We start from the raw sequence: 17,201 nt of genomic DNA on the forward strand, positions 1-17,201 counted from the left end.
CGCGTCAGAACCGCACGGCGGTCGTGTTCGCCCCGCACACCAGCACAGCCACCCGCTCCCCCGGCCGCGGCACGTAGGCACCGGACAGGAGCGCGGAGAGCGCCGCCGCGCCGCCGGGCTCGGTCACCACCCGGGCCGTCTCCCAGAGGGAGGCCTGGGCGGAGGCGATGGCGTCGTCGGTGACCAGCACCGACTCGGCGACGAACCGCTGGGCGATCGGGAACATGTGCCGCCCCACCTGCTTCGGCGCCAGCGAGTCGGCGGCGATGCCCTCGGTCGGCGCGTCGACCGGCTCGCCGGCCGCGAGCGCCCGGTGCAGGGTCGGCGCACCCTCAGGCTCGACGGCGACGACCTTGACGTCGCCGCGGAACCAGGCGGCGAGGCCGCCGATCAGCCCGCCGCCGCCCACGGCGACGAGCAGGGTGTCGAGGTCGGGCAGGTCCTGGCCGATCTCCACCCCGAGCGTGCCCTGCCCGATCAGGGTCTCGGGCTGGTCGTACGCGTGGACGGTCAGGGCGCCGGTGCCCGCGACGAACTCCTCGCTCGCGGCGAGCGCGTCGGCGTAGCGGTCGCCGCCCACGACGAGCTTGGCGCCGTACCCGCGGATGCGGTCGGCCTTGGCCGACGAGGTCACGCCGGGCACGAAGATCGTCGCGGGAATCCCGAGCCGGGCGGCGGCGTAGGCGACCGCGGCCCCGTGGTTGCCGCCCGAGGCGGCGACCACGCCGGCGTCGGGCACGTCGCAGGTCAGGAGGTTCGTGAACGCGCCGCGTGCCTTGAACGAGCCGGAGTGCTGCAGGCACTCTAGCTTGAGCGCGACGGGGTGCGCGGGCCGGCCGAAGTCGGCCAGGTCGGCCTCCAGCACGGGGGTGTGCCGGACGTGCGGGCGGATCAGCTGCTCCGCGGCGCGGATGGCTTCGCGGGTCACCTCGGTCATCGGTTGCTCCTTGGTGCGTCAGCGGTGAGCGTCATGGCTCTGCGCATCTTCGCGTGAGCCTGCGGTTCCGCTTCGGGCGGGTGCCTCGTTCCTCGGCCCCACCCTGCGCTGCACCTCCGGCTCACGCGATCCCCAGCTCCTTGGTGCGGTCCCAGTCCTCGGTCCAGCCGAGCTGGTCGAACATCGCGTCCAGCACCCCGGCGGTGAACCCCCACACGAGGTGGGTGACGTCGCCGTCGTGCACGTGGAAGCCCGGGCCGCGCCAGGTCTGGTTGCCGCGGCGCGCGACGACGGTGAAGCGGTTGGCGGGGTCCAGCAGGTCGGCCACGGGGGCGCGGAAGACGTGCGCGGACTCGGCGACGTCGACGACGCGCACGGGTGTGGGGCGGGCCCACCAGCCGAGGACCGGCGTCACGACGTGGTTGCTGACCGGCATCGGCAGCTCGTCGAAGGCGCCGAGCACCTCGATGCCGGACGGGTCGAGCCCGGTCTCCTCGACGGCTTCGCGCAGGGCTGCCGTGACGGCGTCCTCCCCGTCGTCGGCGCGGCCGCCGGGGAAGGCCACCTGGCCCGCGTGGCTGCGCAGGGTGGCCGCGCGCGCGAGGAGCAGGACGTCGAGGTCGGCGGGCACCGCGAGGTCGTGGTCGTCCCGGTGGGACACGAGGCCGTCCAGGACGCCGAACAGCACGAGGACCGACGCTGGGCGCGCGTCGCCGGAGAAGTCGCCGCGCGCGTGCCGCCACGGCCCTTCGAAACCCTGTTCGGCGAGCGCTACCAGCTGCTTGCGTGCGGATGCGGAGGAGCTCACTGCCCGACCTTAACGCTCGCCGCACCACCCCCTGTCCCCGCGAGGAACGGGTGTCACTCCTTGCGGCCGGTCGAGCCGCGGACGAGGAGCTGGGACGGGAGCAGCGCGGGGCGCAGCCCGCGGGGCGCGTTGACGGTCAGCTGCCCGAGCATGGTCTTGATCGCGAAGGCCCCGAGGTTCCGCAGCGGCGCGGCGACCGTGGTCAGGGGCGGGGTGCAGAAGTCGGACCCGAAGATGTTGTCGAACCCGACCACGCTGACGTCCTCCGGGATCCGGGTGCCCATCTCGGTCAGGCCACGCATCATGCCGATCGCCATGAGGTCGTTGTAGACGATGACGGCGCTCGTCGGGTTCTCCCCGAAGACGTGGGCGGCCGCGAGCCCGCCGGCGACGGTGGGCGGGAACGGCCCCACGCGGCGCGCGCGCAGCTCGAGCTCGTCGGTGGTGTCCCGCAGCGAGCGCCAGCGCATCCCGTCGACCCAGGACGCCTCGGGGCCCGCGACGTACGTGATCGTCGTGTGCCCCAGGTCGGCCAGGTGCTCGACCGCCCTGCGCATGCCCCGGGCGTTGTCGGTGACCACGCTGGGGATGTCGGTCATGACGCGGTTCAGGACCACGGTGGGGCGCTGCTTCGCGGTGACGCGGATGGACGAGTCCGAGAGCCGCGACGTCGCCAGGACGATGCCCTCGACCAGCGGGATGACCCGGTCGAGCGTCTCGCGCTCCGTCTCCATGGATTCCTCGACGTCAGCGACGAGCATCGTGTAGCCCGCCTTGCGGGCCACCCCCTCGGCACCGCGGATGATCTCGAAGAAGAAGGGGTTGGTGACGTCCGCGACGACCAGGGCGAGCAATGACGTCTTGCCCGTGGGCAGCGCCCTGGCCAGCGGGTTGGTGCGATAGCCAAGCTCTGCGGCGACCTTGCGGATCCGCTCGGCCGTCTCCGCGTTGACCCTGCCGGGTCGGGAGAAGGCCCTGGATACGGTCGAAGGTGCCACACCGCAGGCCTTGGCGACGTCGTAGATCGTCGGTCCGGAGGGTCTCGGTGTCCCCGGCGTCGGGTCCATGGGGGGCACGTTACGCGGTGACCGGGCTCACCAGATGAACGACCGGACCGCCGCCGCCACCGCCGAGGGCCGGTCCCGGTGCACGGCGTGCCCCGCGCCCACCACGACGCGCACCCGCACGCTCGGGTTGCGGATCATGAGCTCGACGCCCGTGCGGGGCCGGAACAGCGCGCCGTGGGCGGGGTCGGCCCCCAGCACGAGCGTGGGCACCACGAGCCGGGTGATGGCGTCGGTGTGCCGCCAGGGCGCGTTGTCCCGCAGGGTGTGGGCCACCGCACGGGCGTCGGCGGCCTTCGCCGCGGCGGCGACCGTCGTGACGTCGCGGCGGTCCCATGCCGCGTGCGCCGCCCGCACGGCCTGGGCCGACGGCGGGTGGGTGACCTCGGCGATCTCCTGGACCGCACGGGTCTCGAACCGGTCGTCGGGGATGTCGAGGGCCGGGTCGAGCAGCACGAGACGGCGGGTGAGCCGGCGGTCGGCGCCGGCGGCCAGCGCGCCGAGCAGGCCGCCGAGGCTGTGCCCCACCACGACGTCCCAGCCCGCACCGAGGGCGCGCACGTCGGCGACGTGGTCGGCGAGCAGGTAGGAGTCGGCGCGCGGGCTCGTCCCGTGGCCACGCAGGTCGGGGGCGACCACCTCGTAGCCGTCGTCGGCGAGGGTCTCGGCGAGCCGCCACCAGGTCGCGCCCGCCGACGCGATGCCGTGCAGCAGCAGCGCGCGGCCGGGTCCGGCGCCCCACCGGGTCGTGGCGAGCGCGACCGGAGCGGGCGGCTCGGACGCGCCGTCGGGAACCTCGTGCCACATCACCATGAACAGAGAGTAACGATCAGGTGTACGCCGGTTTGAACCATTTGAACATCTTGCTCCACCGGCGCGCCCCGGGATCGACGCCCCACGCCACGAGCATCAGTCGGATGCATGGATCCTTCCCTGACCTGCAAAAACACCCTATTCTTGCGTCCGGTTCGGTCCGTCCCGCACCGCAGAGGGGAAGACGATGGAGCATGCGAGCGACCACGCCCTCGCGGCGACGGCGGTCGGCATCCTGGCCATCCTGTGGTTCGCCTGGACGGTCCGGCACTCCGGCCCCTGGACCCGTCTCGTCCCCTACGTGGGCGTCGCGCTCTCGGCGGTCGTCGTGGCCCTCGGCGTCCTGGCCGCCGTGCGCGCCTGGCCCGACGGCACCGTGGTGACCGGGCGGGTGGTGAGCATCTACGTCGCGGCGCTCCTCGCCCATGGCGTGCTGACGCGCTGGTGCACCGGGCTCATCGCGAGCAGGTACCGCAGGGCGGTCGCGGCAGCCAAGGACGACGCAAAGGCCGGCGTCACCACCGGCAAGCCGCGGCTCCACCTGATCCCGACGGTCGTCGCCGTGTCGACGGCGATCCAGGTGGCGATCATCGCCAACACCCTCGACGTGGCCGGCCTCTACCTCGGCGCCGCCGCCGGGCTCCTGGCCGCCGTGCTGGCCTGGCCGCTCGGCTGGGCGCTCCGCCAGACGGCCCGCCCGCGGGGCCATCGCTCGACCGCGGCGCTCGCCCACCCACTGACCGGCCTCCTCACAGGGGCGGTCCTGCTCGGCACCGCGGCCTGGGTGCTCCTGCCACCGCCGTAGCCCAGGCCGTCCCCGGTCGCACGCACCCGGCGCTCCGTCCCGCACTCACGCGGGCCGGGGCGCCGCATCTTTACGTGGAGGGATAGAGGAAGTATGACGTTGTTCCTTCAACTTTTGCTTGACACTCGACAGAAGTCGCCATAGGTTCACAAAGCCACCTTGTGGTGCACAACACCCATGCGAGCCATCTAAGGTCTTCCCGACAAGACGGCCGCATGAGTCATGAGGGCGTGTCCGCCGCCGTCGACGGTCACGAGCCGACGTCCTTGGAGGGAACGACGATGTGGTCCACCTTCGTGACAACCGTGACACCGCTGTCATCCGCGGCGCCGCCCCTTATGGCCTCGCGCGCCTGAACCCCCCAGTCCCTCCTGATCCCTGCCTCGCCGGGACGGCCCCAGGCCTGCCCGACGGTGTCGAACGGAGACGCATGTCTGAGAACACAGCTGAGAATCGATCCCAGAAGGGCGGCCTGTCGCGCCGCTCCATCCTGACCGGCACCCTCGCCGGGCTCGTCGCACCGACGGCGGTCCTGGCGCTCGGCGCCGACACCGCTGCCGCCGCCGGCCCGGGGGCTATCCGCCCGCTGGGCACCACCCGGCACATCACGATCTTCGCGGAGCCGCTGCCCGACGGGCAGTACGGCTACGGGCTCACCCCGGGCAAGGCCACCATCCCCGGCCCGCTGCTGGAGATGTGGGAGGGCGACACCCTCCAGATCGAGCTGGTGAACAACACGGACAAGCGCCTGTCGATCCACCCGCACGGTGTCGACTACAAGACCGAGTCGGACGGCAGCCCGTTCAACGACTCGTTCAACGAGCCGGGTGAGACCCGCACCTACACGTGGGCAACGCACGCGCAGCAGCAGCTGGACGACGGCCACTGGCTGCCCGGCTCCGCGGGCTACTGGCACTACCACGACCACGCGCTGGGCGGCGCGCACGGCACCGACGGACTGCGCGCGGGCCTGTACGGCGGGCTCATCGTGCGCCGCAAGGGCGACATCCTGCCCGACCGCACCTTCACCGTCGTGTTCAACGACATGACCATCAACAACAAGTCTGCGCCCGACACACCGATGTTCGAGGCGAACCTCGGCGAGACCGTCGAGTTCCTCGCGATCGGGCACGGGGACCAGCTCCACACCTTCCACGTGCACGCCCACCGCTGGGCGAACAACCGCACCGGGTACCTGACCGGCCCGGACGATCCCAGCCAGGTCGTGGACAACGCCGACCTCAACCCGGGGTCCTCCTTCGGGTTCCAGGTGAAGGCCGGGCAGAAGGTCGGCGCGGGCGCCTGGATGTACCACTGCCACGTCCAGTTCCACTCGGACGGCGGGATGGCCGGGGTCTTCCTGGTCCGCAACGCCGACGGATCCATGCCCGACGGAGCACAGGAGGCCATCGACCGGTTCCACGAGCACGGCGGCCACACGAGCGGCAGCACCACCGAGTCCGCCACCGAGGCCGACGCAGGCCACACAGGCCACTGACCGCCAGACACGCCGCGTCCCCCTGACACGGCGTAGCGGGCGGGGACGAAGCCCCCGGACGCATTGATCACGCGCAAAGGAGCAGTGATGGAACGGATAGGAAGACGCAGGATCCACGGGGCAGCAGCCCCGCGCAGGACGGTACGCAGCACCCTCGCGGCAGTCGCCGGCGCCACCCTCGTCGTCGGGCTGGCGGCGGTGCCGGCGCAGGCTCAGCGCAGCACCACCGACGCCACGGCCCTCGCACCGGCGGCGCTCGACGTGTCCAAGGACGCGACGGACGTCAACGTGCTCGTGTTCCACGGCGCACCGAACAAGCAGGACGACCCGGTGGCGACAGCCACCAGGACCATCCGGGAGCTCGGCACCGAGCACGGCTTCACCGTGCACACGGCCAGCGACCCGAGGGTCTTCACGGCGAAGAACCTCGCGGACTACCGCGGCGTGGTCTTCCTCTCCGCCGACGGCGTCGAGCTGTCGACCGAGCAGGAGGCCCAGCTCAAGGCGTACATGCAGGATGGTGGCGGGTTCCTCGGCATCCGCGACGCCGCGCGCGTCCAGGCCCGTTCGCAGTGGTTCACCGGCCTGATCGGCACCCGGCCGGCCGGCAACCTGCCGGACCCGCTGGCCGTCGCGAGCGTCACCGCCACGGCGGAGAACCCGCCGAACGAGGACGCCGAGAACCTGATCGACGGCGACTCGAACACCAAGTGGCTCGCCTTCGAGCCGACGGCGACGATCACCCTCGAGATGGCGGAGCCCGTCGTGGCCTCCCGGTACGCGCTCACCTCGGCGAACGACTTCGCCGGTCGTGACCCGCAGAGCTGGGCGCTGGAGGGCTCCACCGACGGTGAGACGTGGACCGACCTGGACACGCAGACGGACCAGGAGTTCCCCGACCGGTTCACCGCGATGGACTACCGGTTCGAGAACGAGACGGCCTACCAGCACTACCGCCTCGACATCACGGCGAACGCGGGCGACGACCTCACCCAGCTCGCCGAGATCCAGCTCTTCGACGCGGCGTCCGACGAGGTGCCGGTGCCCGAGGTCAAGGTGCAGGAGGCGACCGTCAACGTCGTCGACCGCCAGCACCCGGCCAACGAAGGCCTCCCGCTCAACTGGACCCGGTCGGACCGGTGGCTGAACTGGTCGCCGAACCCGACGGGCGACGTGCACACCGTCGCGCAGGTCCAGGAGTGGGACTACGACGCCGGTGAGAGCGCCAACGGGCCCTTCCACCCGGTCTCCTGGTGCCGCGACTACGACGGCGGCCGGTCGTTCTACACCGGCATGGGCGGCACCGCGGACAGCTATGCGGAGCCGGAGTTCCGCTCCCACCTCCTCGGCGGCCTGCTCTGGTCGACCGGCATGGTCCGCGGCGACTGCCAGGCGACCATCGCAGAGAACTACGACGTCCAGCGCCTGACGACGGAGAACGCCGAGGGCAAGCTCGACCAGATCGGTGAGCCCCACGGGCTGACCGTCGCCCCCGACGGCGGCGTCTTCTACATCGGCAAGGCCGCGTGCCCCTCCGGCCCGATCGAGTCCTGGGACGACCCGAACGTCGGGCTCGGCTGTGGCACCGTCCACCGCTGGGACCCGGAGTCCGAGGAGACCAAGCTGCTGACCACCCTCGACGTCATGGGCAACCGTGGCAGCGGGAGTGAGCTCGTCAAGAACGAGGAAGGCCTGCTCGGCCTCACCCTCGACCCGAAGTTCGACGAGAACAGCTGGATCTACCTGTACTGGATGCCGCACGAGTCGATCGACACCGAGCGGCGCGTCGGCGAGCGGACGGTGTCGCGCTTCACGTACGACGCCGAGGCGAACACCATCGACCAGTCCACCCGCAAGGACCTCCTGTCCTGGGAGACGCAGATCCACAGCTGCTGCCACGCGGGCGGCGGCATGGACTTCGACGACGACGGCAACCTCTACATCGGTTCCGGCGACGCGAACTCCTCCGGCGGTTCCGGTGGCTACTCCGGTAACAACTGGACCCAGGAGTACGCGGGCCTCTCGTTCCAGGACGCGCGCCGTACCGCCGGCAACACGAACAGCCTGAACGGCAAGATCCTGCGCATCCACCCGGAGCCGGACGGCACGTTCACCGTCCCCGAAGGGAACCTGTTCCCCGAGGCCGACGACCCGGGCGACAAGACCCGCCCGGAGATCTACGTCATGGGCGTCCGCAACATCTCGCGGCTCGCCTACGACACGAAGAACGACTGGCTGACCGCCGCCTGGGTGGGGCCGGACGCGAGCCAGCCGAGCCCCGAGCTCGGCCCGGCCAAGTACGAGACCGCCACCATCATCACGTCGGCGGGCAACCAGGGCTGGCCGTACTGCATGGGTAACGGGCAGCCCTACCGTGACCGCAGCAACGAGGACGCGTCGGTGCTGACCGGCTGGTACGACTGCGACAACCCGAAGAACAACTCGCCGCGCAACACCGGCCTGGTCGACATCCCGCCGGTGCGTGACAACATGATCTGGTACTCGCCGAGCGGCGGCGGACCGGTCTTCCCGATCGGCGAGGACGGCATCCCGTCCTACGTGGACGACGAGGCCACCTACACCCAGCCGTACCTGCGTGGCGGCGGTCAGGCCATCATGAACGGCCCGACCTACCACCGGTCCGAGGTCGACACCGACAGCGGTGCCGCCTGGCCCGCGCACTGGGACAACAAGTGGTTCATCGGTGACCAGTCGAACTCGAACAACCGGATCGCCGTCACGGTGAACCCGGACACGGTCGAGGAGGCCGGTGCCCCGGCGTTCGCCGAGGACCTGCGCCAGATCATCCCGGGCGGCAACGGCGACGACCGCGTCGACCAGTGGATGGACGCCAAGTTCGGTCCGGACGGTGCGCTGTACCTGCTCGACTACGGCGGCGGCTTCTTCTCCCTGACCGATCGCCAGAAGCTCACCCGGATCAGCTACACGGGCGGGCCGGCCACGCCGGTCCCGGCCGCTGCAGGGACCAGCGTGCAGAGCGACCCGCTCACCGTCGCCTTCACCGGCGGCGAGTCGGGCGGCGTCTCCTACGCCTGGGACTTCGGTGACGGGGCCACCTCCGACGAGGCGAACCCGCGGCACACCTACGACCGGGTCGGCAGCTACGACGCGACGGTCACGGTGACCTACGCCGACGGCGAGACGAGCACGGTGGACGTACCGGTCGAGACCACCTGCACCATCCCGGACGACCGGGACACCGTCTGGTTCGGGGACAGCAACAGCCGGGTCCAGAACGACGACCTCGGCGGCTGCACGATCAACGACCTGATCAACGACGAGCGGGAGTACGACACCAACGGCCGCTTCGTCAACCACGTGACCGACGTGGCCGACCAGCTCCGGGCCGATGAGGTCATCACCAAGAAGGAGCACCGGACGCTGCTCCGCACCGCGGAGCAGTCCGGCATCGGCGCCGACGGCAGCACCGGGTACCGGTGGCTCTACGACGGTACCGCCGAGTCGCTCGCCGGCTGGCGGCAGGCTCCTGGCGGCAACTTCGACCACCTGCCTGACGGGTCCATCAAGGCCCAGGGCGGCCTGGGCATGCTCTGGTACCCAGGGGAGGAGCTCGAGGACTTCTCGCTCAAGCTGGAGTTCAAGGACGTCGCCCCCGGTGACGGACACGCCAACAGCGGTGTCTTCACCCGGTTCCCCGACCCGCGGGTACCGAAGGACGAGCGGCCCGAGTGCGGGCAGCTGACGGACGCCGAGGCCTGGGTAGCCATCTACTGCGGCCACGAGGTCCAGATCTACGACGGGGAGTCCGGCGAGCCCCAGAAGACGGGTTCGATCTACAACTTCGACCCGAACGGTCTGGCTGACGCAGCGGTGACGCCCAAGGGCGAGTGGAACGACTACGAGATCCAGGTGGTCGGCCAGCAGTACACGATCATCCGCAACGGCGTGGTGATCAACGAGTTCGAGAACTCACCGGGCAAGGAGTCCTCGCGTGCCGGTGACCCGCCGACCGACATGCGGCAGTTCCTCAGCGGCTTCATCGGTCTGCAGAACCACAGCGACGCGGACGCCATGGAGTTCCGCAACATCCGGGTTCGAGACCTGTGACCACGTCCGAGAAGATGAGAGGCACCCCCATGTTCCGACAGAAACTCTCCCGGTTCCTCGCCGGGGCAGCGGTCAGTGCCCTCGTGGCACTGCCGCTGGCCCCGGCGGGCGCCGCCGCGGTGGAGTACCGCGGCGACGCACCGGACAGCTCGTCCATCACCTCGTCCACGACCCCGTCGTCCGCCACCTCGTCCGACGGCCAGGCGCCCGAGGCGGCGGCTGAGGCGGCGGAACAGGTCCTGACCTGGACCGCGAGCGCCAGCGTCACGGAGTACGCCTCGGCACCGACCACGGCGACCGCCGGGGCCACGACGATCGTCTTCGAGAACAGCGCGGCCACCGGCAACAACATCGGCATGTCGCACACGCTGACGTTCGACACCAGCACGCCGGGGTACAACCACGACGTCGACCTGGACATCCTGGCCAATCCGTTCGACGACAACGCCGGACGCTACGAGGCAGAGGTCGTCCTGACCCCTGGCACGTACCGGTACTTCTGCGCGATCCCCGGGCACCCCGACATGGTGGGCGAGATCGTGGTCACCGAGGAGGGCGGGGGCGAGGACACGACTGCCCCGGTCGTCACGTCGCAGGTCACCGGCCAGCAGGACGCCGACGGCGCCTACATCGGCTCGGCGACCGTCAACCTCACGGCCGAGGACGACAGCTCGGGCGTCGAGAGCATCGAGTACGCGCTCGACGGTGGCGAGTACGTCCCGTACACCGAGCCCGTCGTCATCGGCGAGCCGGGCACGCACACGCTGGAGCACCGCGCCACCGACGTCGCCGGCAACACGTCGGCACCCGAGACGGTGCAGGTGGTGGTGGTAGCCGCCGACGGCGAGGACACGACGGCACCAACCGTCACCGGTGAGGTGACCGGCGAGCTCGACGACAACGGCGCCTATGTCGGGTCCGCGACCGTGAACCTCACGGCAGTGGACGCGGGCACGGGCGTGGCAACTGTCGAGTACGACCTGGACGGTGCCGGCTACGCGGCCTACACCGACCCCGTGGTCGTCGACGCGCCGGGCGAGCACACGGTGACCTACCGGGCCACCGACGTCGCCGGGAACGTCTCGGAGCCCGGTTCGGCGACGTTCACCGTCGTCGAGGCGCCGGTCGAGGACACCGCTCCCCCGACCGTCACCACCGAGGTCACCGGCGAGCAGGACGCCGACGGCGCCTACATCGCCTCGGCCACCGTGCAGATCCTGGCGGAGGACGCCGGCTCGGGCGTCGCTACCGTCGAGTACGACCTGGACGGCGCCGGCTACGTGGCCTACACGGACCCGTTGGTCGTCGACATCACGGGTTCGCACACGGTGTCCTACCGGGCCACCGACAACGACGGCAACGTCTCCGAGCCGGGCACCGTGGAGCTGGTCATCGTCGGTGGCGGCGACCCGCCGGACACCACGGCACCGATCGCGTCCGCTCAGGTCGAGGGTGACCAGGACGAGGACGGCGCCTACATCGACTCGGCGACGGTGACCATCAACGCCCGGGACGGCGGGTCGGGGGTGGCGTTCATCGAGTACGCGCTCGACGACTTCATCTTCCGGTCCTACACGGGCTCGTTCGACGTCACCGACCCGGGGGCGCACGCGCTGCAGTACCGGGCCACCGACAACGCCGGGAACGTCACCTGGACCGGGACGCTCAGGTTCTCCGTCTCGCGGGCCGCGACGGACGCCTGCCCGGTCTCCGACGAGCGCCCGACGGTGATCATCGGCGGAGTCGACAGCGAGGTGGCGAACGTGGACACCGGCAACGGCTGCACGATCGCCGACCTCGTCGACGCGGACGGCCTGTGGGTCAGCCAGAAGGCGTTCCTGAGCCACGTCGGCCAGATCGCGGACCGGCTCGAGGCGGAGGAGCTGATCAGCAAGAAGGACAACAGGATGCTGATCAACGCCGCCAGGAAGTCCGGCATCGGCAAGTAGGCACGACCAGCAGCACGACAAGAACGAAGTGGACCGTCTGCCTCTCGGCAGGCGGTCCACTTCGTTGTGCCGGAACCAGCGCCGGAGCTACGAGACGAGCGAGCGCAGCACGTACTGCAGGATGCCGCCGTTGCGGTAGTAGTCCGCCTCGCCCGGGGTGTCGATGCGCACCACGGCGTCGAACTCGACCTGCGAGCCGTCACCCTTGGTCGCGGTGACCTTGACCGTCTCGGGCGTGACGCCGTCGTTCAGCGCCGTGACGCCGGTGACGTCGAACGTCTCCGTGCCGTCCAGGCCCAGCGTCTCGGCGTTCTGGCCGTCCGGGTACTGCAGCGGCAGCACCCCCATTCCGATGAGGTTCGAGCGGTGGATGCGCTCGAAGCTCTCGGTGATGACGGCCTTGACGCCCAGGAGCGCGGTGCCCTTGGCGGCCCAGTCACGCGACGAGCCGGAACCGTACTCCTTGCCGCCGAGCACCACGAGCGGGGTGTCAGCGGCGGCGTAGTCCTGCGCGGCGTCGTAGATCGTGTCCTGCGCGTCCTTCACGAAGTTGAAGGTGAAGCCACCCTCGACGTCGGTCAGGAGCTGGTTGCGCAGGCGGATGTTCGCGAACGTGCCACGGATCATGATCTCGTGGTTGCCACGGCGCGAGCCGTAGGAGTTGAAGTCGCGACGCCCCACGCCGTGGTCGGCGAGGTACTTGCCCGCCGGGCTGTCCGGCTTGATGGAGCCGGCCGGGCTGATGTGGTCCGTGGTGACCGAGTCGCCGAGCTTGGCGAGCACGCGGGCTCCGCGGAAGTCGGTGACGGGCTCCGGCGTCATGCCCATGCCGTCGAAGTACGGGGGCTTGCGCACGTACGTGGACTCGGGGTCCCAGGAGAACGTGTCGCCCTCGGGCGTCTCCAGCGCGGCCCAGCGCTCGTCGCCCTTGAACACGTCGGCGTAGTCCGCCTCGAACATCTTGCGGTCGATCGAGGCCGCGATGGTCTTCTCGACCTCCTCCGGCGTGGGCCAGAGGTCGCGCAGGAACACCGGGTTGCCTGCCTCGTCACGGCCCAGCGGGTCGTGCTCGAAGTCGAACTCCATGGTGCCGGCCAGGGCGTACGCGATGACCAGCGGCGGGGAGGCCAGGTAGTTCATCTTGACGTCCGGGTTGATCCGGCCCTCGAAGTTACGGTTGCCCGACAGCACGGAGACGACGGAGAGGTCGTGCTCGTTGACGGCCTCGGAGACCTTCTCGTCGAGCGGGCCGGAGTTGCCGATGCAGGTGGCGCAGCCGTAGCCCACCAGGTGGAAGCCCAGCTTCTCGAGGTACGGCCAGAGACCGGCCTTCTCGTAGTAGTTGGTCACGACCTGCGAGCCGGGAGCCATGGAGGTCTTGACCCACGGCTTGGCCACCAGGCCCTTCTCCACCGCGTTCTTCGCGAGCAGCGCGGCGGCCATCATGACCGACGGGTTCGAGGTGTTCGTGCAGGACGTGATCGAGGCGATCGCGACCGCGCCGTGGAACAGCTCGAACTCCTTGCCCTCGCTGTTCGTGACGTGCACGTGCTTGCGGCCGTTCGGCGTGATGGCCGGCGAGTCGGACGCGGGGAACGACTCCTTCTCCGCCTCGTCCACCCGGTCCATGACCTCGGGCGCATACGTGGGCAGGTCGCGCATGAACGCGCTCTTCGCGTTCGTCAGCTCGATGCGGTCCTGCGGGCGCTTCGGCCCGGCGATCGAGGGGACGACCGTCGACAGGTCCAGCTCGAGGTACTCGGAGAACACCGGCTCCGGCGTCTCGGCGTCGAGCCAGAGGCCCTGCTCCTTGGCGTAGGCCTCGACCAGCGCGACCTGCTCCTCCGAGCGGCCGGTCAGGCGCAGGTAGTCGACGGTGACGGAGTCGATCGGGAAGATCGCGGCGGTGGAGCCGAACTCCGGCGACATGTTGCCGATGGTGGCGCGGTTCGCGAGCGGCACCTGGGCCACGCCGTCGCCGTAGAACTCGACGAACTTGCCGACCACACCGTGCTGGCGCAGCATCTGGGTGATCGTGAGCACGACGTCGGTGGCCGTCACGGCGGCCGGGATCGAGCCGCTCAGCTTGAAGCCGACGACGCGCGGGATGAGCATCGAGACCGGCTGGCCGAGCATCGCGGCCTCCGCCTCGATGCCGCCGACGCCCCAGCCCAGCACACCCAGGCCGTTGACCATCGTGGTGTGCGAGTCGGTGCCGACGCAGGTGTCGGGGTAGGCCCGCAGCACAGGCGCCTCCCCGTTGACGGACACCTCGCGGGTCATGACCGTGCGCGCCAGGTACTCGATGTTGACCTGGTGCACGATGCCGGTGCCCGGCGGGACGACCTTGAAGTCGTCGAACGCCGTCTGGCCCCAGCGCAGGAACTGGTACCGCTCGTGGTTGCGCTGGTACTCGAACTCGACGTTGCGCTGGAACGCGTCGGCCCGGCCGGCGACGTCGATCTGCACGGAGTGGTCGATGACCATCTCGGCGGGGGCCAGCGGGTTGACCTTCGTCGCGTCGCCGCCGAGGGCCGCGACCGCCTCACGCATGGTGGCGAGGTCGACGACGCAGGGCACGCCGGTGAAGTCCTGCATGATCACGCGCGCCGGCGTGAACTGGATCTCGGTGTCGGGCTGTGCGTCCGGGTCCCAGGACGCGAGAGCGCGCACGTGGTCGGCGGTGATGTTGGCGCCGTCCTCCGTGCGCAGGAGGTTCTCGGCGAGGATCTTCAGGGAGTACGGCAGGCGCTCCGCTCCCTCGACCGCGTTGAGCCGGAAGATCTCGTAGGACTTGCCCGAGACCTCCAGCGTTCCCTTCGATCCGAACGTGTCCACGGTGCTCACTGTGGCTCCTTCTGCGGGGCTGACGGTGCGTCGGCTCTCACAGGCGCGGTCATCGCGCAATGGAGCCTTCGCATGGGTTCCAGGGGGCTTCACCCAGACTAAGCCGGGCTGCTCACGCCAGCATAACGCATTTATCTTGACGTCAAGATATCTGCCGGCCGGGCGCCGTCCTCCTGCTGCTCGGCCGCCGGTCCTTGGAGCGCCCGCACCACCTGCCGGGCGATCGCGGCGTTGCCCGCGTCGGTCGTGTGGACCCCGTCCTCGTGCACCAGGCCGCCCTGGACGATGTTGGGGTCCAGCAGCGACACGTAGGTGGCCTCTGTCTCGACCGCCGCGGCCCGCACCGCGCTGTCCAGGGCGCGTACCTCCAGGCCGACCGCCCGCGGGGTGGAGGGCCCGACCGACACGATCTCGGCGCCCGGGAACTGCCGCACGGCCAGGGCGTACGTGTCCTCGACCGCGTCGAAGACCGCTCCGGGCTTGCTCCGCAGCGTCCGGAAGTCGTTCTGCCCGCCGGCGATCACCACGATGTCCACGCTGCCCGGGGGCACCGACCGGAGCTGGGCGGGGTAGTTGTCGCGCTTCGCGTTCCCCTTGACGAACCCGGTGCCGCGGACGGCCACGTTGAGCTCGCGCCAGCCCAGCGCCTCGGACACGAGCGTGCTCCACCGCAGCTCGGGCGACGTCGCACCCTGCCCCACCGTGTAGGAGTCGCCGACGAAGAGGGCCACCGGCTCCTCTTCGACCACCGGGGACGGAGACGGCGACGGCGACTCCGCCAGGACCGACGGCGCGTCCCGCGCCGAGGCCCCGCCCGTACCCCCGACGGTGATGCCGCCGACGGTGATGCCGCCGGCCCCCAGGACCATACCCACCAGGACGGCGACCGCGAATGCCGCCACTACTGACACCGCGATCCCGCCGCTCACCAGCCTCCGCTTCACGATGCGCATCCTATGCGCACTGACCTGGGGCTTCGTCCATCGTCCAGTCAGACCTTCCGGTCCAGCACCGCTACCGCCTCGACGTGGTGGGTGTGCGGGAAGAGGTCGAACCCGCGAACGCCCGACAGCGTGTAGCCGTGTGCGGCGAGATAGCCGACGTCACGCGCGAGCGCCGCCGGGTCGCACGCCACGTACACGATGCGGCGCGGGGCGCGGTCGGCGATCGCGTCGACCACCGCTCGTCCGGCGCCCGACCGCGGCGGGTCCAGCACCACGACGTCGGCCGTCGGCACGGTGTCCGACGCGAGCACCCGGTCCACGGCGCCCACCTCGAGCGAGACCTGCTCGTACGCGTGCGCGTTGCGGCGGGCATCCTTCGCTGCCTGCTCGTCACCCTCGACGGCCACGACCCGGCCCTCGGGCCCGACGGCGTCCGCGAGCGGCAGCGTGAACAGCCCCGCGCCGGAGTACAGGTCGAGGACGGTGGCCCCGGCCAGCTCGCCCGACGTCGCGCCGGACGCTTCCAGCACCGCGCGCGTCAGTACGGACGGCGCCTCGCGGTGCACCTGCCAGAACCCGCCGGCCGCCACGCGGAAGCGGTGCGTACCCCACGGCCCGCCCACGAGCTCGCTCACGGAGCGGCGGGCGTTGGGGCGGGTGTCGGGCTTGCCGCGCCGCCACGGCTCGCCGTCGACCAGCAGCACCGGATCCCCCTCGGACGGCGCCACCAGGGTCAGCTGTGCACCCCGGGGCCAGATGCGCGTGAACACGTCCTCTGCCACGGCGAACGCCGCGACCTCCGCCGTGCCGAGCGGCATCTTCTTCAGCGCGACGACGTCGTGCGAGCGGTGCTTGCGCATGCCCGCGTGCCCGTTCGCGTCGGCCACCAGGTCGATCCGGGTGCGGTAGTGCAGGCCGCGGCGCTCGTCGTCGCCCGGGGCGCCCTCGACGGTGACCTCGCGGGCCAGCCACTCCGGATCGATGCGGGCCAGGCGCTGCAGCTGCTCGACGAGCACGTCGGTCTTCCAGCGGCGCTGCGCGGGCAGCGCGACGTGCGAGAGCTCGCCGCCGCCCACGCCGTCGGGCCCGGCCGCGGGCCACGCGGGCTCCACCCGGTCGGGCGAGGCCTGCAGCACCTCGATGGCGTCGGCCCGCCAGAAGCTGGGGCCGCCCTCGCTGACACGCGCGCGGACACGTTCGCCGGGCAGCGTGTGCCGCACGAAGACGACGCGGCCGTCGAGACGGGCGACGCAGTGCCCGCCGTGCGCGACGGGCCCGACCTCCAGCTCGACCTCAAGGCCCACCTCGGGGGCTGGCACGTCGCTGACGCGGCGGCCGCGGTCCGGCCGCGGGGAGCGCTGCGGACGACGGCGCGGGCGGCCGCCCGAGGAGGGGTCGGCGGGCGCGGAGCGACGGTCGGGGTTGCGGGGCATGCCCCCAGTATCCC

Annotated in this window: 11 protein-coding genes; 4 read left to right on the forward strand and 7 right to left on the reverse strand. The window is 71.0% G+C overall.

The window, feature by feature from the left end:
- Window positions 1–4 precede the first annotated feature (4 nt).
- From AB0F40_RS04985 to AB0F40_RS05000, 4 genes are all read right to left on the reverse strand, one after another.
- Entirely contained in the window at window positions 5–937 is a 933-nt protein-coding gene (locus AB0F40_RS04985) for a threonine/serine dehydratase (protein ID WP_357464821.1), read from the reverse strand.
- A 121-nt stretch (window positions 938–1,058) separates the two neighbouring features.
- Window positions 1,059–1,745, reverse strand: a complete 687-nt coding sequence (locus AB0F40_RS04990) for a CoA pyrophosphatase (RefSeq protein ID WP_357464822.1) — start codon at window positions 1,743–1,745, stop codon at window positions 1,059–1,061.
- 53 nt (window positions 1,746–1,798) lie between these two features.
- Window positions 1,799–2,812, reverse strand: coding sequence for a LacI family DNA-binding transcriptional regulator (locus tag AB0F40_RS04995; protein ID WP_357464824.1), 1,014 nt, complete (start codon window positions 2,810–2,812; stop codon window positions 1,799–1,801).
- A 27-nt stretch (window positions 2,813–2,839) separates the two neighbouring features.
- The gene (locus AB0F40_RS05000; protein ID WP_357464826.1) at window positions 2,840–3,622 is read right to left on the reverse strand and encodes an alpha/beta hydrolase; all 783 of its coding nucleotides are present in this window, start codon (window positions 3,620–3,622) and stop codon (window positions 2,840–2,842) included.
- Window positions 3,623–3,809: 187 nt separating this feature from the next.
- Here AB0F40_RS05000 and AB0F40_RS05005 point away from each other — a divergent pair, with 187 nt between their 5' ends.
- From AB0F40_RS05005 to AB0F40_RS05020, 4 genes are all read left to right on the forward strand, one after another.
- Window positions 3,810–4,427, forward strand: coding sequence for a hypothetical protein (locus AB0F40_RS05005; RefSeq protein ID WP_357464828.1), 618 nt, complete (start codon window positions 3,810–3,812; stop codon window positions 4,425–4,427).
- A 430-nt stretch (window positions 4,428–4,857) separates the two neighbouring features.
- Window positions 4,858–5,925 carry a multicopper oxidase domain-containing protein gene (locus AB0F40_RS05010; RefSeq protein ID WP_357464830.1) on the forward strand — a complete coding sequence of 356 codons (1,068 nt, stop codon included), beginning with the start codon at window positions 4,858–4,860 and terminating at the stop codon, window positions 5,923–5,925.
- Between the two features lie 87 nt (window positions 5,926–6,012).
- Window positions 6,013–10,014 (forward strand): ThuA domain-containing protein, encoded by a 4,002-nt coding sequence (locus AB0F40_RS05015; protein ID WP_357464832.1) that lies wholly within the window; start codon window positions 6,013–6,015, stop codon window positions 10,012–10,014.
- Between the two features lie 29 nt (window positions 10,015–10,043).
- Complete coding sequence (locus AB0F40_RS05020; RefSeq protein ID WP_357464834.1) at window positions 10,044–11,963, forward strand: copper-binding protein; 1,920 nt, start codon at window positions 10,044–10,046, stop codon at window positions 11,961–11,963.
- An 87-nt stretch (window positions 11,964–12,050) separates the two neighbouring features.
- Here AB0F40_RS05020 and acnA read toward each other — a convergent pair whose 3' ends face one another.
- The 3 genes from acnA to AB0F40_RS05035 form a co-directional block, all read right to left on the reverse strand.
- Window positions 12,051–14,810: an aconitate hydratase AcnA gene (acnA, locus tag AB0F40_RS05025; protein WP_357464836.1), complete on the reverse strand. Its 2,760-nt coding sequence runs from the start codon at window positions 14,808–14,810 to the stop codon at window positions 12,051–12,053.
- Between the two features lie 131 nt (window positions 14,811–14,941).
- Complete coding sequence (locus AB0F40_RS05030) at window positions 14,942–15,754, reverse strand: SGNH/GDSL hydrolase family protein (RefSeq protein WP_357464838.1); 813 nt, start codon at window positions 15,752–15,754, stop codon at window positions 14,942–14,944.
- Between the two features lie 47 nt (window positions 15,755–15,801).
- On the reverse strand, window positions 15,802–17,187 hold the full coding sequence (locus AB0F40_RS05035) for a TRAM domain-containing protein (RefSeq protein ID WP_357464839.1): 1,386 nt from the start codon (window positions 17,185–17,187) through the stop codon (window positions 15,802–15,804).
- Window positions 17,188–17,201 lie beyond the last annotated feature (14 nt).

Source organism: Promicromonospora sp. NPDC023987 (assembly GCF_040639055.1).
Classification (GTDB): Bacteria; Actinomycetota; Actinomycetes; order Actinomycetales; family Cellulomonadaceae; genus Promicromonospora.